Source organism: Streptomyces sp. NPDC048600, from assembly GCF_055587025.1.
The window spans coordinates 197818-219952 of record NZ_JBVJGZ010000014.1 but is presented as its reverse complement, the minus strand read 5'-3'; the positions used below and the strand labels follow the sequence as shown (position 1 = coordinate 219952).

The 22135-nt window shown below is 74.5% G+C and carries 18 protein-coding genes and 1 pseudogene; 9 read left to right on the top strand and 10 right to left on the bottom strand.

The annotated features are described in order from the left end of the window. A pseudogene (locus ACZ6SQ_RS20760) lies at nucleotides 1-197 on the bottom strand (hypothetical protein); the annotation flags it as partial. Between the two features lie 151 nt (nucleotides 198-348). On the opposite strand from ACZ6SQ_RS20760, the gene ACZ6SQ_RS20755 reads away from it, so the two are divergent. Continuing rightward, complete coding sequence (locus ACZ6SQ_RS20755; RefSeq protein WP_469564057.1) at nucleotides 349-1101, top strand: GbsR/MarR family transcriptional regulator; 753 nt, start codon at nucleotides 349-351, stop codon at nucleotides 1099-1101. 215 nt (nucleotides 1102-1316) lie between these two features. Here ACZ6SQ_RS20755 and mmuM read toward each other — a convergent pair whose 3' ends face one another. Together mmuM and ACZ6SQ_RS20745 are read right to left on the bottom strand one after the other, a co-directional pair. Further along, nucleotides 1317-2240 (bottom strand): homocysteine S-methyltransferase, encoded by a 924-nt coding sequence (gene mmuM / locus ACZ6SQ_RS20750; protein ID WP_469564055.1) that lies wholly within the window; start codon nucleotides 2238-2240, stop codon nucleotides 1317-1319. Between the two features lie 32 nt (nucleotides 2241-2272). Then, nucleotides 2273-2755, bottom strand: coding sequence for a hypothetical protein (locus tag ACZ6SQ_RS20745; protein ID WP_469564053.1), 483 nt, complete (start codon nucleotides 2753-2755; stop codon nucleotides 2273-2275). Between the two features lie 146 nt (nucleotides 2756-2901). Between ACZ6SQ_RS20745 and ACZ6SQ_RS20740 the strand changes: the two genes are divergently transcribed. Both ACZ6SQ_RS20740 and ACZ6SQ_RS20735 read left to right on the top strand, forming a co-directional pair. Next, on the top strand, nucleotides 2902-3657 hold the full coding sequence (locus tag ACZ6SQ_RS20740; RefSeq protein ID WP_469564050.1) for an isocitrate lyase/PEP mutase family protein: 756 nt from the start codon (nucleotides 2902-2904) through the stop codon (nucleotides 3655-3657). 105 nt (nucleotides 3658-3762) lie between these two features. Next, the gene (locus ACZ6SQ_RS20735) at nucleotides 3763-4662 is read left to right on the top strand and encodes a GNAT family N-acetyltransferase (protein WP_469564047.1); all 900 of its coding nucleotides are present in this window, start codon (nucleotides 3763-3765) and stop codon (nucleotides 4660-4662) included. Between the two features lies 1 nt (nucleotide 4663). Here ACZ6SQ_RS20735 and ACZ6SQ_RS20730 read toward each other — a convergent pair whose 3' ends face one another. From ACZ6SQ_RS20730 to ACZ6SQ_RS20720, 3 genes are all read right to left on the bottom strand, one after another. Next, a complete protein-coding gene (locus ACZ6SQ_RS20730) occupies nucleotides 4664-5236 on the bottom strand; it encodes a TetR/AcrR family transcriptional regulator (protein WP_469564045.1) in 573 nt (190 codons plus the stop codon). 60 nt (nucleotides 5237-5296) lie between these two features. Beyond that, nucleotides 5297-6841, bottom strand: coding sequence for a hypothetical protein (locus tag ACZ6SQ_RS20725; protein ID WP_469564043.1), 1545 nt, complete (start codon nucleotides 6839-6841; stop codon nucleotides 5297-5299). A 111-nt stretch (nucleotides 6842-6952) separates the two neighbouring features. Further along, the gene (locus ACZ6SQ_RS20720; RefSeq protein WP_469564040.1) at nucleotides 6953-11236 is read right to left on the bottom strand and encodes a CHAT domain-containing protein; all 4284 of its coding nucleotides are present in this window, start codon (nucleotides 11234-11236) and stop codon (nucleotides 6953-6955) included. 300 nt (nucleotides 11237-11536) lie between these two features. Between ACZ6SQ_RS20720 and ACZ6SQ_RS20715 the strand changes: the two genes are divergently transcribed. Then, complete coding sequence (locus ACZ6SQ_RS20715; protein ID WP_469564069.1) at nucleotides 11537-12064, top strand: hypothetical protein; 528 nt, start codon at nucleotides 11537-11539, stop codon at nucleotides 12062-12064. Between the two features lie 18 nt (nucleotides 12065-12082). Here the strand turns inward: ACZ6SQ_RS20715 and ACZ6SQ_RS20710 are convergent, their stop codons facing one another. Continuing rightward, the gene (locus tag ACZ6SQ_RS20710; RefSeq protein WP_469564037.1) at nucleotides 12083-13333 is read right to left on the bottom strand and encodes an FAD-binding protein; all 1251 of its coding nucleotides are present in this window, start codon (nucleotides 13331-13333) and stop codon (nucleotides 12083-12085) included. A 147-nt stretch (nucleotides 13334-13480) separates the two neighbouring features. Here ACZ6SQ_RS20710 and ACZ6SQ_RS20705 point away from each other — a divergent pair, with 147 nt between their 5' ends. From ACZ6SQ_RS20705 to ACZ6SQ_RS20685, 5 genes are all read left to right on the top strand, one after another. Further along, nucleotides 13481-14800, top strand: a complete 1320-nt coding sequence (locus ACZ6SQ_RS20705; RefSeq protein ID WP_386387462.1) for a radical SAM protein — start codon at nucleotides 13481-13483, stop codon at nucleotides 14798-14800. Between the two features lie 175 nt (nucleotides 14801-14975). Continuing rightward, entirely contained in the window at nucleotides 14976-16469 is a 1494-nt protein-coding gene (locus ACZ6SQ_RS20700; protein ID WP_469564034.1) for a cellulose binding domain-containing protein, read from the top strand. A 240-nt stretch (nucleotides 16470-16709) separates the two neighbouring features. Beyond that, entirely contained in the window at nucleotides 16710-17807 is a 1098-nt protein-coding gene (rsgA, locus tag ACZ6SQ_RS20695; protein ID WP_469564033.1) for a ribosome small subunit-dependent GTPase A, read from the top strand. A gap of 309 nt (nucleotides 17808-18116) precedes the next feature. Further along, complete coding sequence (locus ACZ6SQ_RS20690; RefSeq protein ID WP_469564067.1) at nucleotides 18117-19517, top strand: DNA-3-methyladenine glycosylase 2 family protein; 1401 nt, start codon at nucleotides 18117-18119, stop codon at nucleotides 19515-19517. Continuing rightward, nucleotides 19514-19996 (top strand): methylated-DNA--[protein]-cysteine S-methyltransferase, encoded by a 483-nt coding sequence (locus ACZ6SQ_RS20685; protein ID WP_469564030.1) that lies wholly within the window; start codon nucleotides 19514-19516, stop codon nucleotides 19994-19996. Before ACZ6SQ_RS20690 ends, ACZ6SQ_RS20685 begins: the two co-directional genes overlap by 4 nt. Before the next feature lie 24 nt (nucleotides 19997-20020). Here the strand turns inward: ACZ6SQ_RS20685 and ACZ6SQ_RS20680 are convergent, their stop codons facing one another. The 3 genes from ACZ6SQ_RS20680 to ACZ6SQ_RS20670 all read right to left on the bottom strand — a co-directional run bounded on the left by ACZ6SQ_RS20680 (nucleotide 20021) and on the right by ACZ6SQ_RS20670 (nucleotide 22061). Continuing rightward, nucleotides 20021-20389: a PPOX class F420-dependent oxidoreductase gene (locus tag ACZ6SQ_RS20680; protein ID WP_386385970.1), complete on the bottom strand. Its 369-nt coding sequence runs from the start codon at nucleotides 20387-20389 to the stop codon at nucleotides 20021-20023. Between the two features lie 143 nt (nucleotides 20390-20532). Then, nucleotides 20533-21015: a DUF456 domain-containing protein gene (locus ACZ6SQ_RS20675; RefSeq protein WP_469564026.1), complete on the bottom strand. Its 483-nt coding sequence runs from the start codon at nucleotides 21013-21015 to the stop codon at nucleotides 20533-20535. 62 nt (nucleotides 21016-21077) lie between these two features. Further along, entirely contained in the window at nucleotides 21078-22061 is a 984-nt protein-coding gene (locus ACZ6SQ_RS20670) for a helix-turn-helix transcriptional regulator (protein WP_469564023.1), read from the bottom strand. Nucleotides 22062-22135 lie beyond the last annotated feature (74 nt).

The window sequence follows — 22135 nt, the reverse complement described above, 5'->3', positions numbered from 1 at the left end:
TCCGTGCGGTCGGCGGCGATCAGCTGGATGCGGCCCGCGGGGACGTCCAGGACGACGGAGACGGGGGCGGGAGTGGCGAACGTCTGCATGGTGGGCTCCTTGGGTTCCTTCGGGCGTGGCGCGAGCCGTTCGGCTCTTTGCCGCTCGTCGTTTCCGATGACAGAAACGCTACGTTGCGTTCGTGGAATCGGCAACATGCTTGTTGCGTATGAGGCGAGTAATTGCAGGTCGGTAGTAAATTTTGTTGCAATGGAGTTGGGTTTAATGCAACGTTGGGAGAGTCGGTCGTTGCAATGGTGTGAGGTGAACGCTATGATGGGGCGATCACGGAACATGAAGGAGGGTGTGATGCCGGGAGGCAGGCTCACTCAGCAGGAGCGTCAGCAGATCGCGTCGGGGCTGGCCGACGGGCTCGCCTACGCGGAGATCGCCAGGGGGCTGGAGCGGCCGACCTCGACGATCACGCGCGAGGTGATGCGCAACGGCGGTCCCACCGGTTACCGGGCCGATCTCGCCCACCGCGCCACCGAGCAGCGTGCCCATCGCCGCAGGCAGGCCGCGCCCCGGGACCGGCGGGCGCCGGATGCGGCGTACGGGCGGGACCCGGAGGAGGTGCGGGCGTACGAGGAGACGTTCACGACCCTTCTGATGGCGCAGGGGCTGCCCAAGATGATGGCGAGGGTGCTGACCTCCCTCTACATCACCGACGAAGGCAGCCTCACCGCGTCCGAGCTGGCCCAGCGTCTCGGGGTCAGCCCGGCGTCCGTGTCCAAGGCGATCGCGTTCCTGGAGAGCCAGGATCTCGTCCGGCGGCAGCGCGACGAGGGGCGTCGGGAGCGCTATGTCGTCGACAACGAGCTCTGGTACCAGGCGATGATCGCCGCGGCCCGGTCCAACGTCCAGCTCGCCGAGACCGCGCGGCAGGGCGTCGCCGTCCTCGGCCCCGGCAGCCCGGCCGCAGGGCGGCTGGAGAACATAGCGCGGTTCGTCGACTTCATAGGGGAGAGCATCACGCGCGCGGCCGAGCAGGCTCGCGACGTCCTCTACACGAAGGCCGAACCGGTGCCGGACGGGCCCGAGGAGCCCGATGCGGGGCGCTAGGGCCTGTCGTCGAACTCCCGTCGGCGCCCGGAGGGCGGCCCTGCGGCGTCAGGTGCGTGCTCTGGGGGTCCCCCTCTGGGGGAGTGCCGGGTGCAAGCCCTCGTACCGGACGTACTTGGGCTTGTGCCCGGTGCGGCGAGTGGGGGCACCTCCCACGAAGTGGGGGAGCGTGCAGGGCGTCGCGGGGCAGGCGGGAGTTCGACGACAGCGCCTAGCTAGGTGGTCAGTGCCCGTGCGATCGTGGCGATCCCTTCGGGCCCCACCCGGCAGCACCCGCCGATGAGGCGGGCCCCGGCCTCGCGCCAGGCCTCGACCCGGGCCGCGTCGAACGTGGCCCGGCCGTCCCAGGCGCGGGCGCCGGCGTCCCAGGACTCGCCGCTGTTGGGGTAGACGACGACGGGTTTGCCGGTGACCCGGGCGGCCGTGGCGACGGCGTGGGTCACGTCCTCGGGCGCGCAGCAGTTGACGCCGACGGCGAAGATCTCGTCGCAGTCGGCCGCCAGCGCGAAGGCCTCCTCCAGCGGCTGGCCGGCGCGGGTGCGGTCGCCGGAGACGCTGTACGACAGCCAGGCCGGGACGCCGAGAGAGCGGACGGCGCGCAGGAGGGCCCTGGCCTCGTCGGTGTCGGGGACGGTCTCCAGGGCGAGCGCGTCGGGGCCCGCGGCGGCCAGCGTCTCGATACGGGGCCGGTGGAAACGCTCCAGTTCGGTCACGCTCAGGCCGTAGCGGCCCCGGTACTCGGAGCCGTCGGCGAGCATCGCCCCGTACGGCCCCACGGACGCGGCCACCCAGAGCGGCCGTCTGATGCCTCCAGCCCTGGCCAGACGGGCTGCCTCACGGGCCGACTCCACGCTCAGCGTCAGCAGTTCCGCGACCTTCGCCGGCCCCAGTCCCCGTCGTGCGAACCCCTCGTACGTCGCCTGATAGCTGGCCGTGATCGCCACACCGGCCCCCGCCTCGAAGTAGGCGAGATGCGCCCCCACCACCGCCTCGGGCCGCTCCATCAGCACCCGCGCCGACCACAGCTCGTCCCCCAGCTCGCACCCGGCGGCTTCCAACTGGTTGGACATCCCCCCGTCGAGCACGAGCGGCCCCGCGGCGAGGGCGGAGGGCAGGGCGGGTGTGGTGCCGGCGGTCATGTACCGACGCTAACGCGAGTTCCGTGCATCGGTCAGCCGAGAGTGGCGCCGAAGCCTCCGGCCGCTGCCTGCGCCTCCGTCAGCAGCACCGTCTCCCGGTGCGAGACCCTCACCAGGTAGAACCGCTCGCCCGTGGGGACGTCACCGACGGACACGTCGAACCGGCAGGTGCCGCCCGCGGGCATCGACTCGCCGAGGTGGCCGGTGGCGACGACGGTTCCCGCCGCGTCGTACACGGTGACGGCGGTGCCCTCGAAGATGTCGTCGTAGCCGCCCTCACCCCGGCAGCCGCCGTCGCCGTCGCCGACCGCTCCGTCGGCCAGCTCGAACGTCCCGGTCAGGGTGAAGGCGGTGGGTGTCCAGGACGCGAGGGTGGGCGGCGGGCCCGCGGGGCCCCCGCCGCCGCCCGCGAAGGTCCAGGAGACGCCGACCGCCCCGACTCCGATGACGGCACCGGCGACAGCCGCGAGGACCGGATGCGCATGACTCGGCTCCTGCGGGCCCCGACGGAACACGGGCTCCTCCGCAGGCGGCGGGGGTGTCTCCGCGGTCATGACCGCCCCGGTGCCCCGCACCGCCGGTCCGCGGCGTCTCCGCCGTCCATCACCTCAGCGTGCGCCCGTCGGGCCCGACGCGCATCCTTGGCGGCTACGGTCGTCCCATGAGCGACTCGACCTCCTTCGCCGCCCTGCACCGCGCCGGTGATCCGTTGCTGCTGCCCAACGCCTGGGACTGCGCCTCCGCGCGGGTCCTGGCCGCGCACGGGTTCGCCGCCGTCGGTACGACCAGCCTCGGTGTCGCGGCGGCGGCCGGGCTGCCCGACGGGGCCTCGGCCACGCGGGAGGAGACGCTGCGGCTGGCCGTGGCCCTCGGGCCCGAGCCGTTCCTGCTGTCGGTGGACGCGGAGGGCGGGTTCAGTGACGACCCGGAGGAAGTGGCCCGGCTGGCGGTGGAGTTGGCGGCCGCCGGTGCAGTCGGGGTGAATCTGGAGGACGGGCTGGGGCCGGCCGCGCTGCACGCCGAGAAGATCGCCGCCGTGAAGGCGGCCGCGCCGGGGCTGTTCGTCAACGCCCGCACGGACACGTACTGGCTGGGGGACGGCAGCGGCACGGCGGAGAGGCTCGACGCCTATCAGCAGGCGGGCGCCGACGGTGTGTTCGTCCCCGGGATCGCCGACCCGGCCGACATCTCCGGCGCGCTGCGGGGGCTGGACGTCCCGCTGAACGTTCTCCTCACCCCCGCCGGGCCCGCCGTTCCCCGCCTCACGGACCTCGGCGTCCACCGGATCAGCCTCGGCTCCCTGCTCTACCGGCGGGCCCTCGGCGCCGCCCTGGAGACCGCGCTCGCCGTCCTGGGCGGCGAGGAGGCGGGGGAGCGGGTGCTGTCGTACGAGGAGGTGCAGGCGCTCTCCGGGTGAGGCGGACCGCGAAACCCGGTTGAGCGACGGCGGCGGGGAGTGCAGGGTGGCGTTCGTCTTCGGGCTCCCTCGCATGGGCGGCCCTCCCTCGGCCACGGAGTCTCCTTGACCTCTACGCGCACCGGATCGCCCGTCCGTCTGTCCGCCCTCGCCGACCCCGCCGTCCACGGCGGACGGCGGCTCGTGTGGCTCGCCTCGGGGGAGGACGGCAGCCCGCTCGGCACCGCCTCGCTGCGGCTGTTCGACAGGGACGGGCAGCGGCATCTCGCCGAGGCCGACGTCCGCGTCCACCCCGCCGAACGCCGCCGGGGCGTGGCGACGCTGCTGCTCGGCGCCGCCGTCGACGCCGCGCGGGAGGACGGACGGCGCAGCGTCGTCGCCCAGGCCGACAGCGGGAGTCCGGGCGCCGGCTTCCTCAGCGCGCGCGGCTTCGAGACCGCGCTGACGCTGATCCACGCCCGGCTGCCGCTGGCGTCGGCGGATGTGCCGGCGCTGACCGCGCTCGTGGCCGGTGCACCCGCCGGGTACCGGCTCACGTCCTGGGAGGGCGTGGTGCCCGACGAGCTCGCCGAGAGCTACGTCGCCTCGCGCCGGGCCATGGACGACATGCCGATGGGGACCGTCGACTACGGCCGGGTCGTCTGGGACCTGGACCGGGTGCGGGCCGCTGCCGCCGCCGTCGCCGACCGCGGCGACCTGCTGCACACCGTGGCCGCCGTCGACGAGACCGACGGATCCCTCGTGGGCTTCACGGAACTCGTCGTCCCCGGGAGCGGGGAGGGCGACGCCCAGCACTACGGCACGGCCGTCCTGCCCGAGCACCGGGGGCACGGCCTCGGCGCCCTGCTGAAGGCCGCCTCGATCCTGCACGCCCGTGAGCGCCACCCCCGGCTCGGCGGACTGCTCACCGACACGGCGGAGCACAACCACCCCATGCGCGGGGTCAACGACCGGCTCGGCTACCGCCCCACGCACACCGCCCTGGAGTTCCAGCTGACCCTCTGACTCACCCCTCGCGCGGCCAGTTCTCCAGGGCCACGTGCAGGGCCTGGACCGCCCGGTCCCAGGAGCGCCGTACATCGCGCGGTGCGCCGAAGCCGCCGGCCGCCTCCAGGGCGCAGAAGCCGTGGAAGGTGCTGCGCAACAGGCGTACGGCGTCGGTGAGATCGGGTTCGGCGAGGCCGTACGCCCGGAGCATGCCGTAGGTGATGTCGGCGGTACGGCGCATCGCGGGCGAGCCGGCGATCAGCTCCTGGTCGATACGGATCTGCGTCGCCGCGTACCGCCCGGGGTGCGCCAGGGCATACTCCCGGTAGGCGTTCGCGAAGGCCACCAGGGCGTCCTTGCCCGCGCGGCCCGCGACCGCCTCGGCGATCCGGTCGATCAGCTCGCCGCCCGCGTACAGGGCGAGCCGGGTGCGCAGATCGTTCAGGCCGCGCACATGCGCGTACAGGCTCGCGTCCTTCACGCCGAAGTGCCGGGCCAGCGCGGACAGGGTGACCTGCTCGAAGCCCGCCTCGTCGGCGAGTTCGGCCGCGGCGGCGACCAGCCGGTCCACGGTGACACCGGCACGGGCCATGGGGCCGCCTCCTCGACGAGAAACCTGGGGTATCCAGGAAAAAGCCTAGTGGGCCCAGGTTCAGCAGCGCGTTCCCCGGGTCGTCACCAGCGCCACGTCCTCCGCGCGGACGCGAAGGGCGTGCCGTGCGGTCTCCTCGCCGCGGGCCGGGTCGGGGTCCCAGAGCCATACGGTGTCCCCGCTCGGCTGGAACGAGACCACCGGGTGCCTGGTCGGGACGGGCCCGTTGACCACGGCGGTCTCCTTGTTCAGCGGTCGCACGCAGACGAGCTCCGGGCGCAGCCCGAACCAGGCCGGGGGGCGGCGGCCCTCCGCGGCCGCGTCCATGGCCCGGTCGGCGGCCCGCTCCACGTCGTCCAGCGCGAGCTGCACCACCGTCAGGACGGCGACCAGCCCCGCGAGGCCCAGCATCACGCGGAAGAACCCGCTGATCAGCGCCTGCACATTGAAGTGCCGGGCCCAGCCCGCCAGCGCGATCAGGCCGAGCAGGAAGAGCAGTGCGACGGCCAGCGGCCGGAACGCCACCGCGTACCGCCAGTAGAAGCCCACGTGCACCGCGTTCGCCGGGACACCGAACACGTCCTCCAGATAGACGGCGTGCAGGAACGACCCGACCCACGGCATCGCGAACGGCAGCGGCGCGACGAGCACCGGCAGGAACCACTGCACGTTGCGGCTGAACCAGGAGGCGCTGAGCGCGTACCAGAGGCCGAAGCCCGCGAGGCCCACGCCCAGGGTGATGCCCAGGCCCGCCAGCAGCCCGGACAGCCTCAGGTCGTCGTCCCGTCCCCACATCCAGCCGAGGAACGTCATGGCGCCGGTCAGGACGAGACCGCAGCCGAGGCGGACCAGCCACGGGCGCGGCGCGTTCGCGGTCAGCCACGCGCCCACCGGCCAGGAGATCGCGGCCGGTACCAGCAGGGCCGTGAACCGCCACGGCGACAGGTACGCGCCGACCGTGCCGCCGCTCGTCACGCACGCCAGCGCGATCGCGCACAGCACCACGGCGATCGCGGTGTTCCGCCCCTGCTCCGCGGGCTCGGCGGCGGAGTCGCCGGGGCCCATGCTCCGCCGTATGTCGTGCGCCCCGGGGTCGAACGCCGGGCCGCCGATGTTCCGCCCCGCCAGTTCGGTGAGCGCCTGCTCCCGCCGCTCCTCGGCGTACGGGCCGCGTAGATGCAGCGTGTGCCGTACGTCCCAGCCGCCGACGGCGATCCAGTGCTCGGCGAACCAGCGCAGGACGGGGCCCGCGTCGTCCGGCACCCTGCGGTGGACGTGGAAGGTGGTGTGCGGATCGGCGGATCTGCGCGGGACGAGTTTGCTCTCCCGCACCCACAGGTCGAGTTTGCGCCGGTCCGCGAGGGCGGTCAGCTGTTCCACGGCCGCCGACCTCGCGGTCCAGGTCGAGCCGTGCACCGGTATCTCCACGAGCAGCGCCGTGTGTCCGTCGGCGGTGGTGACCGAGTCGGCGTCCCGGGCCGGGCGCACGCCCCAGCCCTGGGCGGTCAACAGGCTTGTCGTCAGCTCCCGTTCGTCCTGGTCGTCCCGGACCTCGACGAGCAGGCGGACCCTGCGGTTGTACGGGCCGAGTGGCTCGGGCGTCACCGGCGTCCGCCGCCGTCGGACCGGACGGCCGGTTCGCTGGTGCTCATCCTGCTCCTCGCTGCTGTTCCGACAGGCTCCGGGCGCAGTCTGGCACAGCGTTCTGAGGGGGTGTCAGGCGCCTGTGTGCGTATGCGCCGCCCACAGGGTCGGGGTCCGCGGGTAGCGGGCGCGCAGGCCGCGGGTGGCGTGGTGCAGGGAGTCGGCGGAGCGCAGCGGGTCGGGCGGGCCGGAGCCGGAGCCGGTGAGACGGGTGTAGAAGTCGGCGGCGAGCTGATGGGCGGCACGGTCGGAGACCGGCCACAGGGTGCCCACGACATGCGGATAGCCCGCGAGCTGGAAGGCGCCGGTGATGTGCAGGGCCTCGTCGGCGAGCCGGGACGGGGTGAGCGCGGTGTTGCAGGCGGACAGGTAGGCCAGCCCGCCGTCCAGGCGCAGGGCGCCGATGTCGGCGACGGTCAGCGGGTCGCTGTCGTGGTCGTGGAGGATGAGCCGGCCGCGCCAGGGGTCGATGCGGTGGGGTGCGCCGTGACAGGCGAAGTGGGCCACCGGATGGGCCGGCAGCGCGGCGAGCACGGAGGCGCGGGTGGGGCGGGGCAGCACCGCGGCGCCGGGGAGGAGCCCGGCGAGCAGCTCCGCCTCGGTGAGGGCGCCGGGGAGTCCGGCGACGCCGGGGGCCTCCGGCACGGCGACGACCGTGGCGCGTCCGGCGGGCGCGGCGCCGCCGCGGTGGCGGTGCCGACGGGCCCGTGCCAGGCCGCGCACGGTCGCCGTGTAGGACGACACCACCCGGTCCAGGACGGTGCGGGGCGGCGGGGCGCCGGTGTCCGTGGCCGCCACGTCCGCGTGGTGTCCGGCGGCGTGCAGCGGCAGATAGGCCATCAGGCCCACCGGGCACCACCACACCCGCGGCCACGGCTCGCCCGGCGCCGGGGCCGCGGTGCGGCCGAGCGCGGCCAGGACCGGCTCGCCGACGGTGTCCCAGAGCCAGGCCAGTACGCCGAGGATGTCGTGCTGGGCGCTCTCCCGGTCGTCGAGGCCCACCGAGCCGTCGGCGGCGCGGTCGACGGCCCCGCCCAGGGTCCGGATGCGGGCGAGCACGTCCCGCTCCGTGATGTCCAGCGGGACGACCCGTACGGGTTCGCCCGGGTCGCCGGTCAGGACGAGCGCGTCGCAGCGGGTCGGCGCGGCGGAGACGTAGACCACCGTGCCCTCCGCGGACTCGGCGGTGAGCCGGGCGGCGGAGGGCGGGGCGAGGAATCCGGCGAAGCCGTCCAGCGAGCGGATGCGGGTGAGTACGGCCTCCCACTCGGTCTGCGCCTCCCGGCGGGCCGCGGCGCGCACGTCGTAGGGCTGCGGGGTGTCGGTGGGCGGGGGGACGGGCTGGTTCAGGGCCTCCCGCCGCGAGCGTACGTCCTCGAAGAGTTCGGCCAGTTCGGGGACCGTCGCGCGCAGCCGGTCGCCCTCGGTGCCGCCGTCGGTCCCCGAGTCCGCCGTCAGCACGCCCCGCGACTGCTCCAGCAGTTCCACGGCCCGGCCCGGCATTCCCGCGTCGAGGGCGGCCGCCGCCGCGGCCGAGGCGAGCGAACCGGCCTCGCCGATCTGATGCCCCTGGTCGCCGAGGTCGAGTCCGTCCAGCGCGAGTCGCGGCAGCAGCGCGACGGCGGCCTCGGCGGCGGCCAGGGCCTCGGCGACGGGATCGTCCGCGCCGGGCCCGCCGGGGTGGGGCCCGTCGGACCCGCGGGCCCGGCCGAGCAGCACCGCGGTCCTGCGGTACGCCGCCACCCGGACGGTGATCGGTGCCGACGGGTCGTCCGCCGCCTCGCGCGACGCGGCGAGGATCTCCGGCACGAGCGCGGCGTCGCCGGTGTGCTCCTGGAGCAGGTGCAGCGTGACCGCGTGGTCGTGGAGCAGCCCGGGGCGCAGCGGTGAGCCGGGAGGCAGCAGCCGGACCGCCTCGCGGGTGACGGCGGCCGCCTCCGTGAGCGGGCCGGGATCGTCCCGGACCAGGAACCGCGCGCGCAGCGCGTAGGCGAGGTCCGCCAGGCCGCGGACCCGGTCGGGGTCGTCGGCGGCCCGGCCGGCGAGGGCCTCGCGGGCACAGTCGACGGCCTCGTCCACGGCGTCCGGGCCGCCCTCGCCGAGCAGCGCGTGCACCAGCAGCGCGACCGTGAGCGAGTGCAGGTGGACGATCCTCAGCGGATGGTCCGGGGCGAGCGCCCCCACGGTCGCCCGGCAGATCCCGACGGCCTCGGTGATGTCCTCGCGGCGGCCCTGCCGGAGGAATGCCAGGTAGAGGGTGGCCCCGAGGTTGCCCAGGAACATCTGGCGCATCGGGCCTTCGGGCGCGGCGGCGACGGCGGCCCGGCAGGCGGCGACGGCCTCGGCGAGCGGCGCGGAGTCGCCGGTGTTCCAGGTGAGGTGCTGGAGGATGCGGCCGAGGCCGTTGAGGTGGACGCCCCGGTGGGGATGCCCGTCGGGTGTGGCGTCGACGGCGGCGCGCGCGGTCGTCACGGACCCGTGCAGCAGGGCGAGGTCGCCGGTGAGCTCGAACAGGGCCACCTTGCTGTTGGCGAGGTTGTTCAGGAGGACGCACCGGCGCGGATGCCGTTCGGGCAGGGCGGTGAGCGCCTCGCGGCAGACGTCGGTCGCCTCGCGCAGCAGATCGGACCGGCCCAGCCGGGTGCCGACGTCGTTGAGGGCCAGCACGAGGTTGTTCTGCCAGCTGGGGCGGTCCGGGTGGCCGGGCGGGGTGGTGGCGACGGCCTCCCGGGCGGCGGCGACGGCCTCGTGCGCGAGCGGGACGCTGTCGACGCGCTCGTGCTTGCGGATGAGGGCGGTGGCGAGGTTGGTGAGGGCGGTGGGACGCGCGGGGTGGTCGCAGGGCAGCGCGGCCAGCGCCCGGCGGAGCACGCCGACCGCCTCGTCGAGCAGTTCGCCGGTGCCGAGGGCCTCGTAGAGCGTGCGCAGCCCGATCCCGAGGTTGTTCAGCTCCCGGAAGCGGTCCGGGCCGGTGACGGGCAGGGCGGCGAGCGCCTCGCGGGCGCGGGCCACGGCCTCGGTGAGGTGGCCGAGGTCGGAGGTGTACTGGTACAGGGCGTACAGCGCGGTGCCGAGGGCGCCCACCCGGTCCCGGCGCGTCACCTCGTCGCCGGACCCGGCGGCGAGCGCGGCACGGGCGGTCGCGACGGCCTCGTGCGCGGCCTGCGGGGCGTCGCTGTGCTCGGCCAGCAGCCGCAGGGCTTCCGTCAGGCCGGCCTGGTGGCGGGGCCGGTGCGGGGCCTCGGAGGTGTCGGCGGCGGACCGCGCGTTGCCGACGGCCTCCTCCAGCACGGTCAGCTCCCCGGTCCGCAGGAACAGCAGGACCAGGCAGACGACGAGCCTGTCCTGCCGCTGGGGGCGGTCCGAGTGCCCCTCGGGCGTGCCGGCGACGGCCGCGCGCCCGGCCGCCACGGCCTCGTCCAGCAGGCCCGGCTCGCGCACCCGCTCGTACTGGGTGCGCAACGCCAGCGACAGGATGTGCAGTTGGGCGATCCGCGCCGGGCCGTCGGGCAGCACCTCCAGGACTCCGCGGGTCAGCGCGAGTGCCTCCTCGCCGAGGACGGGGTCCTCGCGTGCCTCGGCGAGGGTGTGCAGGGCGACGCCGAGGTTGTTGCGGTAGCGCGGCAGGTTCGGGTCCCCGGGCCGGGCCGTCGCGACGACGCCGCGGGCGAGGGCGGCGGCCTCCTCCAGGGCCGCCATGTCCTTGTCGCGGTGGTGGAGCTGGAGGAGTGCGACTCCCAGGTTGGCCCGGAACATGAGGTGTTCGGGGTGCTCGGTGACGGCGACGGCCTGCCGGGCCACCGCGACCGCCTCGTCCAGCTCCCCGCCCCCGGCGCCCTCCTCGTGCAGCATCCGCAGGGCGTGGCCGAGGTTGCTCAGGGCCATCGCGCGGTCCAGCGGAATCTCGAAAGGGCCCGCGACCGCGGCCCGGAACAGGGTCACCGCCCGCTTCAGCAGCGGGAGATGCCGGCCGCGTTCGTAGGCGAGGGTGACGGCCAGGCCGAGTTCGAGCGCGGCCCCGCCGCTCACGCCGTCCTGCGGGCCGCCCTTCAGCATCAGGCGCAGCAGGTCGGGCATCGCCTGGGGCGCGGCGTCGTACACCGGGGCGAGCAGCCGGACGGCCTCCACCAGTGCCGGGTCCTGGCCGCCGGGGTCGGGTGACGTCTCGAAGCCCAGCCAATGGAACCAGCCCAGGACGTAGGCCGCCTCGGGATCCGCGGCCGGGTCCGTGGCAGCGGTGAGCGCGGCGGCCGTGCGCTCGGCGGCGGGTGTGCGCAGCGCGGTGCCGTCCTGCCGGTCGACGGCCGCGTCGATCAGGTCGCGCAACTCGGCCAGCAGTTCGTCCCGGTCGCCCATCCGGTCTCCCGTCCGCTCCGCGGGTTCCTTCCATCACTTCCGGCACCGCGTCAACAAGCCTGCCACATACATCAGTTGGGAGAACTGTGAACCGCTCGGCGAGCCGTCGCGCACGTGGCACCGGCTTCCACGCCCCGGTCGTTCACGGTCGGCCGCGCGCAGGTCCCGCTCCCCCGTGTCCACGGTCAGGGAGCGGCCGGTCATGCGGGCAGGACCCAGATGGGGTTGGAGTAGAACGTCGACCCGGCGGGCCCGCCATCGACGTGGTCGGCGACGCCGACCCGTGGCTCGACCTGTGGTCTGCTGCACACGCTGGCGGCCGGACTCGCCCTCCCCGAGGGCGCGTTCGGCTGCACGCACCTGCTGCGCGACGGCCGGCCGCGGGTCGCGGTCTCCCTCACCCTGCCCACGCCGCGGGATCTGCGCGCCGCCCGCGAAGGACTCGCCGCCCGGGGGTACGAGGTGACCGACGGCCTCCCCGACACCGCCGGCCGAGCCGTCCTGTACCCGGGCTCCGCCGCCGTCACCGGCACCCTCACGGTCGCCGAACTGCTCGGGCGCACCGCGATCGACCGGGTGACCGTCCTCGGCTCTCCGGGCGCACCGCCCCCGGAGACCCCCGTGGTCACCCGGCGCACCGCGATCGACCGGGTGACCGTCCTCGGCTCTCCGGGCGCACCGCCCCCGGAGACCCCCGTGGTCACCCGCGACCACGTCCGCCCGCAGTGGCGGCACGGTGACCTCGTCCTTGCCGCCATGCCCGCCGCGGGCGGTGTGCTCGTCCCCTTCGAGGTGCCCGAACCGACACCCTGCTGCGCCGACCACTGAGACCCCGCACGGGGGAGTTCAGCCGCCGAACACGTCCCGCACGAAGGCGTTGCCGAACTTCCCCGCCGGGTCCAGCTCCCGGGCCAGCGCCGCGAAGTCGTCCCCGCGCGGATACAGGGAGCGCACCCGCGCCGTCGGCGTCTCGAACACCTTGCCCCAGTGCGGCCGCGCCCCGAACGGCTCCAGCGCCGCCTCCACGGCCCGCACCACCGGCAGCACGGCCCCGGCGTCGGCGACCCAGGTGAAGTGCACCGCCACCGAGTCCCGCCCGTACGCCGGGCTCAGCCACTGCTCGTCGGCGGCGACCGTGCGCACCTCGCAGATCTGCAGCACGGGCGCCACGGTGTCCCGGACCCGGTCGAGCGCACCCAGCGCCGCCTCGGCGTACGGGCGCGCCATCAGGTACTCGCTCTGCAGCTCCTCCCCGCTGCTGGGCGTGAACTCGGCGCGGAAGTGCGGCAGCCGCCGGTGCCAGGGGCCGGGCACCCCGAGCTGCTCGGTGCAGTTCACCGCGGGCATGCCGGGCACGGGGTGCCGTGGCTCGCCTGCCGGGGCGGCCCAGGGGAACTCCGCGAGAGGCTGGTCGGTGCGCCGCTTCAGCCACACCTGCCGGAAGCCGGGGGCCCGCCAGTCGGTGAACAGGCTCACGCTGTACGCGGCCCCCGCCACCTTCTCGAAGTCCAGCCCCGCCAGAGGCAGTTCGGTGAAAACATGCTGCTCGACCTCGAAGGCCGGCTCCAGGTCCAGCGTCAGCGCCGTGACGACCCCGAGCGCGCCGAGCGCGGTCACCGCGCCGCCGAACCGTTCGTCGCCCCGGCCGATCACCACCGTGGACCCGTCGGCTGTCAGCAGCTCCACCTCGCGCACGGCCGCCGCCAGCGAGCCGTTGCGCACCCCCGAACCGTGTGTGCCGGTCGCCACCGAACCGGCCACCGAGATGTGCGGCAGCGAGGCCATGTTCGGCAGGGCGAGCCCCCGCGCGTGCACCGCCTCGGCGAGCCGGGCGTAGCGGACACCGCCGCCGACCCGGACGGTACGGGCCGCGGTGTCCACCTCGATCCCGGCGTCCAGCGCCTCCAGCGAGAGCAGCACCCCGCCCGGCGGCGGCTCGGCGATCCGGTTGAACGAGTGCCCGCTGCCCAGCACCCGCACCGCGGGGCTCCCGGCGACCAGCGCCCGCAGGGCGTCCGGTGTCCGCGGCCGGCGCAGCTCGCCGACGGCGTAGGTGATGTTGCCCGCCCAGTTCGTCACCGCCGCGCTGCCGGTCATGCGGTCCCCTCTCCGAGGTGTGGAGCGTGTCGGTTACATCACATCACCACGGGCCGGACCGCCCCGAGCCCGGACCCGCCTGCGCGTCCGATCGGGAAGGGGCATACCGTGAGGAGTCGTACGACTGGACTAGGGAGGAGACACGGGATGGGCAGCCGCACCGCGCTCGTCGAGGATCTGATGGAGCGCTTCCCGCACGTGCCGCGGGAGGCCGTCTTCAAGGAGGACCTGCTTCGCGGAGGCGTGGCCTTCGACGCGTCCGCCCTCAGCGACAACGAGAGCGGAGAGGTGAAACCCAAGTCGTACTTCATCTTCTCCTTCGACCACGGCACCCTCCCCGAGCTGGGCGAGGCCGCGCTGCGCCGGCCCCCGGAGGAGATCATCCTCACCGGCGGGCCCTACGACCTGCGCCGCACCGTGGTCTCCGTACGGGTGAACCCCGCCTCTCCCTACCGGGTCGCCGCCGACGAGGAGGGCCTGCTCGGCCTCTACCTGGACGGCACGCGGATCGCGGACGTGGGTGTGCCGCCCATGCCGGAGTACTACCGGCACAAGCTCTCCAACGGGAAGTCCGTGATGGAGGTCGCCCCGACCATCCAGTGGGGCTATCTGATCTACCTCACCGTCTTCCGGGTCTGCCAGTACTTCGGCGCCAAGGAGGAGTGCCAGTACTGCGACATCAACCACAACTGGCGCCAGCACAAGGCCGCCGGGCGCCCGTACACGGGTGTGAAGGACGTCGACGAGGTCCTGGAGGCGCTGGAGATCATCAACCGGTACGACACCGCGAAGGCGTCGACCGCGTACACGCTCACCGGCGGCGCCATCACCTCCAAGCTCCAGGGCCGCGACGAGGCCGACTTCTACGGCATGTACGCCAAGGCCATCGAGGAGCACTTCCCCGGCCGCTGGATCGGCAAGGTCGTCGCGCAGGCGCTGCCCAAGGACGACGTGCAGCGGTTCAAGGACTACGGCGTGCAGATCTACCACCCCAACTACGAGGTGTGGGACCGCCGCCTGTTCGAGCTGTACTGCCCCGGCAAGGAGCGCTACGTCGGCCGCGACGAGTGGCACCGGCGCATCCTCGACTCGGCCGACGTGTTCGGCGCGCGCAACGTCATCCCCAACTTCGTCGCGGGCGTGGAGATGGCCGAGCCGTTCGGCTTCACCACCGTCGACGAGGCCGTCGCGTCCACCACCGAGGGCCTGCGCTTCTTCATGTCGCAGGGCATCACGCCCCGTTTCACCACCTGGTGCCCGGAGCCCACCACCCCGCTCGGCAAGGCCAACCCGCAGGGCGCCCCGCTGGAGTACCACATCCGTCTGCTGGAGGCCTACCGCGCCACCATGGACGAGTTCGGCCTGACCTCCCCGCCCGGATACGGCCCGCCCGGACCCGGCAACGCGGTGTTCTCCGTCAGCTCCTTCATGGACAGCCTCCCGGCCGCGGATCCGGCCGCCGTCTGACCCGCGCGCACCCGCCGACGGGCCCCGCTCCCAACGGAGTCGGGGCCCGTCGGCATCTGAACAGCTCGCTTGTCAGTTGTGTCGAATACGTGAAAGGCTCGGTCTGTAGCGGGGTTTCCCCACAACTCCCCATCTCCTGAGGCGAGTTGACCTCGCATATCCATGCAGGAGAGTCATGCCCGACCTGCCGAGCCCGCGGAACGCCACCGAGGCGGCGCTCTTCTCCGAGTACTGGGACACGGTCCTGTCCTACGCCGACCTGTGCACGTCCGGCTCCGCGGCCGCACACGACCTCGCCCACCAGGCGCTCACCGAGGGCCTGCGCGAGCTGCGCGCCGAGGAGAGCGGCACCGGCGGCAACCCGGGCCGCCGCGTCCCCCGGCTGCCCGCCGTCCCCCAGCTGCTGACCGCCGTACGCGCCACCGCCGCCGCCTGGGAGACCCAGGGGCACGGCCACCGCCTCGCCCCCGACCTGCGGCTGTGGCTGCACTCCGAACAGGCCGCCCGCTACACCGGCCCGCCGCTGCGCCGCCCCCTCGCCCTGCGCGCCCTGCGCGACATGCAGGAGTCGGACGCGGACCTGCTGTGGCTGACCGAGGTCGAGTCGCTGCCGTCGGCGGCCGTGGCCCGCAGGCTGCGCCTGGACCCGACCGGCCTCGCCGAGGAACTCGCCGAGGTGCGCGGCCTGTTCCGCGACCGCTGCCGGCGCGGCCATCTCGACCGGCCCATGGACGCCGAGTGCCGCGCCTACGCCCGGCTGCTCGACGCCGTCACCCGGGCCCCGGTCGGCGAGACCCCCGAGGACCTCTCCCACCACCTCGCCCGCTGCGCCCAGTGCGCCGAGGCCGCCGCCTGTCTGCGCCCGCACGGCGGCGGACTGCCCGCGGCCCTGGCCGGCGGCGTCATCGGCTGGGGCGGCCTCGCCTATCTGGAACGCCGCCGCCGCGCGGCCGAGGTCCGGCTCGGCCCCGGCCGGCCCGACTTCGGCGCGGAGACGGAGCCGGGCAACCGGGGGCGGGTGCTGCGCAACGGTCTGATCGTCGCCGCGGTCCTCGTCTCGATGCTGGCGCTGGCCGTCTCGCTGATGCCGTTCGGCGGCGCGGGCGACGAGGCCGCGCGGGGCGGCACCGACGACCGGCGGCCGGTCGCGGACACCCGGCCCTCGCCGCAGGAGCCCACGCGGGCGCCCTCCTCGCCGGGCACCACCGGTTCCCCGGCGGCCCCGTCGCCGTCCCCGTCCGCGGCGAGGACCCCGGACGGCGCTTCCGGGCAGCCGTCCGTCAAGACCGTCCCCAGAACCCAGGGCACGGCCCCGACGACCGCCACCGCGCCCGCCCCCTCGCCCAGCGCCCCGCCCGCCTGCCGGGCCACCTACACCGTCGACAACGAGTGGCCCGACGGCTTCCAGGCCACCGTCACCGTCACCACCGAGCAGGCCCTCGACGACTGGCGGCTGACCTGGTCCTTCCCGGCCGGGCAGCGGGTGACCCAGATGTGGGACGCGGACTACACCCAGCAGGGCTCCCAGGTCGCCGTCACCGCCGCGTCCTACAACCGGGCCGTCCCCGCCGGAGGCCGCCTGTCCTTCGGCTTCCTCGGCTCCTGGTACGACGAGAACGGCCCGGCCAGCGGCTTCGCCCTCAACGGGAAGGTGTGCGCGGGCGGTTGAGACGTGTCCGGGCCCGGAGGACACCGGGCCCGGGGCGCGAGGGGAAAACCCGTTGACGAGCCCGAGGGGGTTGCGGCTACGGTGTGCGTGTTCTTTCCGAGGCGAGTCGTGAACGAGGAGGTGCCGACGATGGCTGTCACTGCGATGGGCGCTGCCCGCATTCAGATCATCAAGTCCACCTCCGTGGCCGCCGGCTGACACACTTTCCTTCGCCGGGGCCGCCCTTGGGAAGGGTTCCCCTTGACCTCCAGCGCTTTCGCTGACGCTTTCACCGCTCTCGCTCCCTACGGCTGGGACGAGGCATGGGCGGACGAGTTCGCCCCCTACGACACCGAGGGCCTGCTGCCCGGCCGGGTCGTCCGGGTCGACCGCGGCCAGTGCGACGTCGTCACCGCCGACGGGACCGTCCGGGCCGACACCGCCTTCGTCACCCCGCACGACCCGCTGCGGGTCGTCTGCACCGGCGACTGGGTCGCCCTCGAGGCCGACGGCAGTCCCCGTTACGTCCGCGCGTATCTGCCGCGCCGTACCGCGTTCGTGCGGTCCACCTCCTCCAAGCGGTCCGAGGGGCAGATCCTCGCCGCCAACGTCGACCACGCGATCGTCGCCGTCTCGCTGGCCGTCGAGCTCGACCTCGGCCGGGTCGAGCGGTTCCTCGCCCTGGCCTGGGAGTCGGGAGCCCAGCCGGTGGTCGTCCTCACCAAGGCCGACCTCGTGCCCGACCCGGTCGCCCTGGCGTATCTCGTCCAGGACGTGGAGACCACCGCGCCCGGTGTGACCGTGCTGACCGTCAGCGCGCACGACGGGGAGGGGCTCGACGTCCTCGCCGCGACCGTCGGCGGCGGTACGTCCGTGCTGCTCGGGCAGTCCGGTGCGGGCAAGTCCACGCTGGCCAACGCGCTGCTGGGGGTGGACGTCATGGACGTCCAGGCCACCCGGGACGCGGACGGCAAGGGGCGGCACACGACCACCACCCGCAATCTGATGCTGCTGCCCGGGGGCGGTGCGCTGATCGACACGCCCGGGCTGCGGGGGGTCGGGCTGTGGGACGCCGAGGGCGGGGTCGGGCAGACGTTCGCCGAGATCGAGTCGCTGGCGGAGCGGTGCCGGTTCCACGACTGTGCGCATGAGGCGGAGCCGGGCTGTGCGGTGCGCTCCGCGCTGGAGAGCGGGGAGCTTTCTCAGCGGCGGCTGGACAGTTATCGGAAGTTGCTCCGGGAGAATCAGCGGATCGTGGCGAAGACGGATGCGCGGGTTCGGGCGGAGATTCGTAAGGAGTGGAAGCGGAAGGGGGCGGCTGGGAGGGCCGCGATGGAGTTCAAGCGCGGGGGGCGGTAGGGGCCGGTGCCGGGTTTCGGGTGCCGGGTGGTCGTGACTTTTCGCGCAGTTCCCCGCGCCCCTGAGGACTGCGCAGTTCCCCGCGCCCCTGAAGGGTTGCGCAGTTCCCCGCACCCCAAAAGATTGCGCAGTTCCTCGCGCCCCTAGAAGAATGCGCGGCCCCCCGTGCCCCCGAGAGATTGTGTAGTTCCCCGCGCCGCTTAAGGGGCGCGGGGAACTGCGCGATCTTTGAAGGGCGGGCGGGTGGGGGAGTTCTGTGTCCGAAAGCCGCCAGCGGGGCGTCGGGCGGGGGCGGAGACTGGGGGTGTGATGGATGAGGACAGCAGGTACGAGGCGGTGCGGAGCAGGGATGCCCGGTTCGACGGGGCGTTCTACTTCGCCGTGTCGACGACCGGGATCTACTGCCGGCCGAGCTGTCCGGCCGTGACCCCCAAGCGGCGCAACGTGAGGTTCTTCCCCACGGCCGCCGCCGCCCAGGGGCAAGGGTTCCGGGCCTGCCGGCGGTGCCGGCCGGACGCCTCGCCCGGGTCGGCCGAGTGGAACGCCCGCGCGGACGTCGTGGGACGGGCCGTGCGGCTGATCGGGGACGGGGTCGTGGACCGGGAGGGCGTGGGCGGGCTCGCCGGGCGGCTGGGATACAGCGCCCGGCAGGTCCAGCGGCAGCTCACCGCCGAGCTGGGCGCCGGGCCGGTCGCGCTGGCCCGCGCCCAGCGGGCGCACACCGCGCGGGTGCTGCTCCAGACGACCGAGCTGCCCGTCACCGAGATCGCCTTCGCCTCGGGCTTCGCGAGCGTCAGGCAGTTCAACGACACCGTCAGGACCGTCTACGCCCTCACCCCCAGCGGACTGCGCGCCGCCGCGCCCCGGGGCGGGCACAGGCCCCGGCGCGCCGGGACCCCCACCGCGGGGATTCCGCTGCGCCTCGCCCACCGCGGGCCGTACTCCGCCGCCGCGGTGTTCGACCTGCTCGCGCACGAGGCCGTGCCCGGGGTGGAGGAGGTCGGCGGCCCGGCCGGGGCGCGCGTCTACCGCCGTACGCTGCGGCTGCCGTACGGGACCGGGATCGCGGCCGTCGAGGAGCGGACCGCGGCGGGCGCCCCGGGAGCCGCGCATCCCGGCGGCTGGCTGGAGGCCCGGCTCCACCTCACCGACCCGCGCGATCTCACCACGGCCGTGCAGCGGCTGCGGCGGCTGTTCGACCTGGACGCCGACCCGTACGCCGTCGACGAGCGGCTCGGGGCCGACCCCCGGCTCGCCCCGCTGGTCGCCGCCCGGCCGGGGCTGCGCTCGCCCGGCGCCGCCGACCCGGACGAACTGGCGATACGGGCCCTGGTGGGGCGTGGCGAGGCCGAGCGTCTCGTGCGCGCCTACGGCAAGGCCCTCGACGCACCCTGCGGAAGCCTCACCCACCTGTTCCCCGAGCCGGCCGTCCTCGCCGAGGCCGAGCCGGACGGGACGGCGGGGCCGCTTGCCGTCGCGCTCGCGGACGGGACCCTACGGCTGGACCCGGGCGCCGACCGGGACGACGCCGAGGCGGCGCTGCGCTCGCTGCCCGGCATGGACGCCGCCGTGATCGCCGCCGTCCGCACCCGCGCCCTCGGCGACCCCGACGTCCCCCCGCCCGGCGAGGACGTCCCCGACGCCTGGCGCCCCTGGCGCTCGTACGCCGTACGCCATGTGCGCACGGCCCGTGATCTGGAGTACGCATGACCACGCACTGGACCCGTCTCGACAGCCCGCTCGGGCCGATCCTGCTCACCGCCGACCCCGACGGCACCCTGACCTCGCTGTCCCTGCCCGGGCAGAAGGGCGGGCGGAGCGTGCGGGAGGACTGGGCGCACGATCCCGGGCTGTTCCGGGAGGCCGGGGAGCAGCTCGCCGCGTACTTCGCGCACGACCTGAAGGAGTTCTCGCTGCCGCTGCGCAGCGAGGGCACCGCGTTCCGCGAGCGGGTGTGGACGGCCCTGGAGTCCGTGCCCTACGGCTCGACCGTCAGCTACGGCGAGATCGCCGCCCGCATCGGCGCCTCCAGGGCCGCCGTACGAGCCGTCGGCACCGCGATCGGCGCCAACCCGCTGCTGGTGCTGCGCCCCTGCCACCGCGTGATCGGCGCGGACGGCTCCCTCGTCGGCTACGCGGCGGGCCTGGAGCGCAAGCGGCTGCTGCTCGGCCTCGAAGAGGCCCTCTAGCCCGTAGCCCGTAGCGTGTAGCCCCTAGTCCTCCAGGCCCCAGCTGTGGATGCGCCGGGGGTGGATGCGGATGACCTCCTCGCTGAAGTGCGGGCCCAGCTCGTGCGGGCCGGTGAGGAGCTCCGCCTCGCCCCGGATGTCGACGCCGCGCACCCGCCACGGCCGCAGGCTCACGATGTCGTCGACCACCAGGGCGACCTTCGGGTTGCTCCGGAGGTTGCGCCACTTCTTGGTGCGGCCCATGGCGAGTCCGCCGACCAGGATGGTGCCGTCGTCCTGCGGGAAGAAGCCCACGGGGTTGGCCTGCGGCTGACCCTCGGGGTCGACGGTCGCCAGCCGGCCCAGCCGCTGCGTCCTCAGGTAGGCGCGCTCGGCCTCGCTGAATTCGGTCATGGCGGAAGCCAAGCACCCCGCGGCGCCCCGCACATCGGCAGCGCGCCCTAGGTCCTGTCGTCAAACTCCCGTCGTCGCCCGCGGGGCAGGCGGGAGTTCGACGACAGGGCCTGGACCCGAGGGCCTACGTCCGTGTGCCCCGGTCAGCCCCAGATCACCGCGCCCAGCCACGCCCCGGCGATCAGCATGCAGGTGAACAGTTCCGTGAGCACACTGGAGCCGCCGTTGCGCATCGCCTGGCGCAGCGCGGCGCGGGCATCGCCGCCGCGGCCCAGGCGCAGCCGCTCGGACAGGTAGATGCCCCCCATGAAGCCGGGGATCGCCCCCAGCACAGGGATCAGGAAGAACCCGAGGAACGCGCCCGTCCCCGCGTACACCGCCATCCGTGGGGTGGCGCCGCTGGCGCGCAGCCGCCTCGGCGGCAGTGCCCAGCGCACCACCTGGGACAGGAACAGCGCGAGCGTGGCCCCGACCAGCACCCACCACGCCACCGGTTGCGGGTCCTTCAGCGCCCACCACAGCACCGCGGCCCACACCAGCCACGACCCCGGGACGCCGGGCACCAGCACCCCGCCCAGGCCGAGCAGGATCACCGTGCCGACCAGCAGGATCTCCCACACGCCCATCTGCCCAGCGTGCAGGAGGACGCCCTGCGTCGCAGGTCAGCGTGAACGGGCGACGGGCACGGCTACCGCTCGCGCGCCACCCAGCCCCGTTCGTAGGCGTGCCAGCCCAGCTGGAGCCGGGTCGTCGCGCCGGCCAGTTCCATCAGGTGCTTCACCCGGCGCTGTACGGTCCGCAGGCCCAGGTCGAGCTGCTTGGCGACGCTCGCGTCGGTCAGCCCGGCCAGCAGCAGGGAGAGGATCTCCAGGTCGGTGGCGTCGGGGCCGTCCGGGGTCTCCTCGCCGACGCCGGACGCGCCGATGCGCAGCGGCAGGGCGTCCCGCCAGACCGACTCGAACAGGCCGAACAGCAGCTCCAGCAGCCCGTCGGCGCGCACGACCAGCGCGGCGGGCTCGGCGGTGTGCGAGGTCAGCGGCACCAGGGCCAGTGTGCGGTCGACGACCACCAGCTTGGTCGGCACCCGGTCCACCACACGCACCTGCTCGTCCCGGCCGAGCGCGGCGCTCAGCTCGGTCATGCCCTCGGGCCGGTCCAGCGCCGCGCGCTCCAGCACGACCCGGTAGCGCACCCCGCGCCGGGCGGCCTGCTCCTCGGCCTCGTTCTCCATGCCGGTGACGGCCACGGGATTGCCGGTGACCAGCGCGCAGACCTCGTCGGCGGCGCCCAGCTGCAGCTGGAGGAAGCGCTGGCTGACGGCGGCCGCCCCGGTCACCACCTCGACCAGGTCGTGCGCGGCCGGTTCGGCCGTGGCCGCGCGGTACTCCTCGGCGAGCAGCGCCGCCGCCAGCTCCGCCTGTTCCAGCTCGTGCCGCCGCTGGGTGAGCAGCGCCCCCAGCGCCACACCCGGCGGGGCGGCGACCCAGTGGCCGGGACGCGCCGGGGTCTGGGCGGCCAGGCCGTGCTGCTCCAGTCGGCGCAGCGCGCGCTCGGTGTCGTGCTCGCCCAGTGCCAGGAGCCGGGCCAGATCCGGTACGTCGGCCGCGCCCACCGCCACCAGCGCGCGGTACGCCGACTCGTGCGTCTCGTCCAGCCCTATCGCCGTGAGCATCAGGCGCCGTCCCTCCCGGAATTCCCGACTCCAAGCGGACCGGCCCTGGCGGAAACCGGCCACGGCGCAAATCC

Excerpts from the sequence above, each read along its gene's own strand:
- ACZ6SQ_RS20720 (WP_469564040.1), bottom strand. The coding sequence starts at position 11,236 with ATGGGCGACCGGGACGAACTGCTGGCCGAGTTGCGCGACCTGATCGAC.
- ACZ6SQ_RS20755 (WP_469564057.1), top strand. The coding sequence starts at position 349 with ATGCCGGGAGGCAGGCTCACTCAGCAGGAGCGTCAGCAGATCGCGTCG.
- ACZ6SQ_RS20670 (WP_469564023.1), bottom strand. The coding sequence starts at position 22,061 with ATGCTCACGGCGATAGGGCTGGACGAGACGCACGAGTCGGCGTACCGC.
- ACZ6SQ_RS20690 (WP_469564067.1), top strand. The coding sequence starts at position 18,117 with ATGGATGAGGACAGCAGGTACGAGGCGGTGCGGAGCAGGGATGCCCGG.
- ACZ6SQ_RS20705 (WP_386387462.1), top strand. The coding sequence starts at position 13,481 with ATGGGCAGCCGCACCGCGCTCGTCGAGGATCTGATGGAGCGCTTCCCG.
- ACZ6SQ_RS20700 (WP_469564034.1), top strand. The coding sequence starts at position 14,976 with ATGCCCGACCTGCCGAGCCCGCGGAACGCCACCGAGGCGGCGCTCTTC.
- ACZ6SQ_RS20730 (WP_469564045.1), bottom strand. The coding sequence starts at position 5,236 with ATGGCCCGTGCCGGTGTCACCGTGGACCGGCTGGTCGCCGCCGCGGCC.
- ACZ6SQ_RS20680 (WP_386385970.1), bottom strand. The coding sequence starts at position 20,389 with ATGACCGAATTCAGCGAGGCCGAGCGCGCCTACCTGAGGACGCAGCGG.
- ACZ6SQ_RS20740 (WP_469564050.1), top strand. The coding sequence starts at position 2,902 with ATGAGCGACTCGACCTCCTTCGCCGCCCTGCACCGCGCCGGTGATCCG.
- ACZ6SQ_RS20685 (WP_469564030.1), top strand. The coding sequence starts at position 19,514 with ATGACCACGCACTGGACCCGTCTCGACAGCCCGCTCGGGCCGATCCTG.
- mmuM (WP_469564055.1), bottom strand. The coding sequence starts at position 2,240 with ATGACCGCCGGCACCACACCCGCCCTGCCCTCCGCCCTCGCCGCGGGG.
- ACZ6SQ_RS20675 (WP_469564026.1), bottom strand. The coding sequence starts at position 21,015 with ATGGGCGTGTGGGAGATCCTGCTGGTCGGCACGGTGATCCTGCTCGGC.
- ACZ6SQ_RS20710 (WP_469564037.1), bottom strand. The coding sequence starts at position 13,333 with ATGACCGGCAGCGCGGCGGTGACGAACTGGGCGGGCAACATCACCTAC.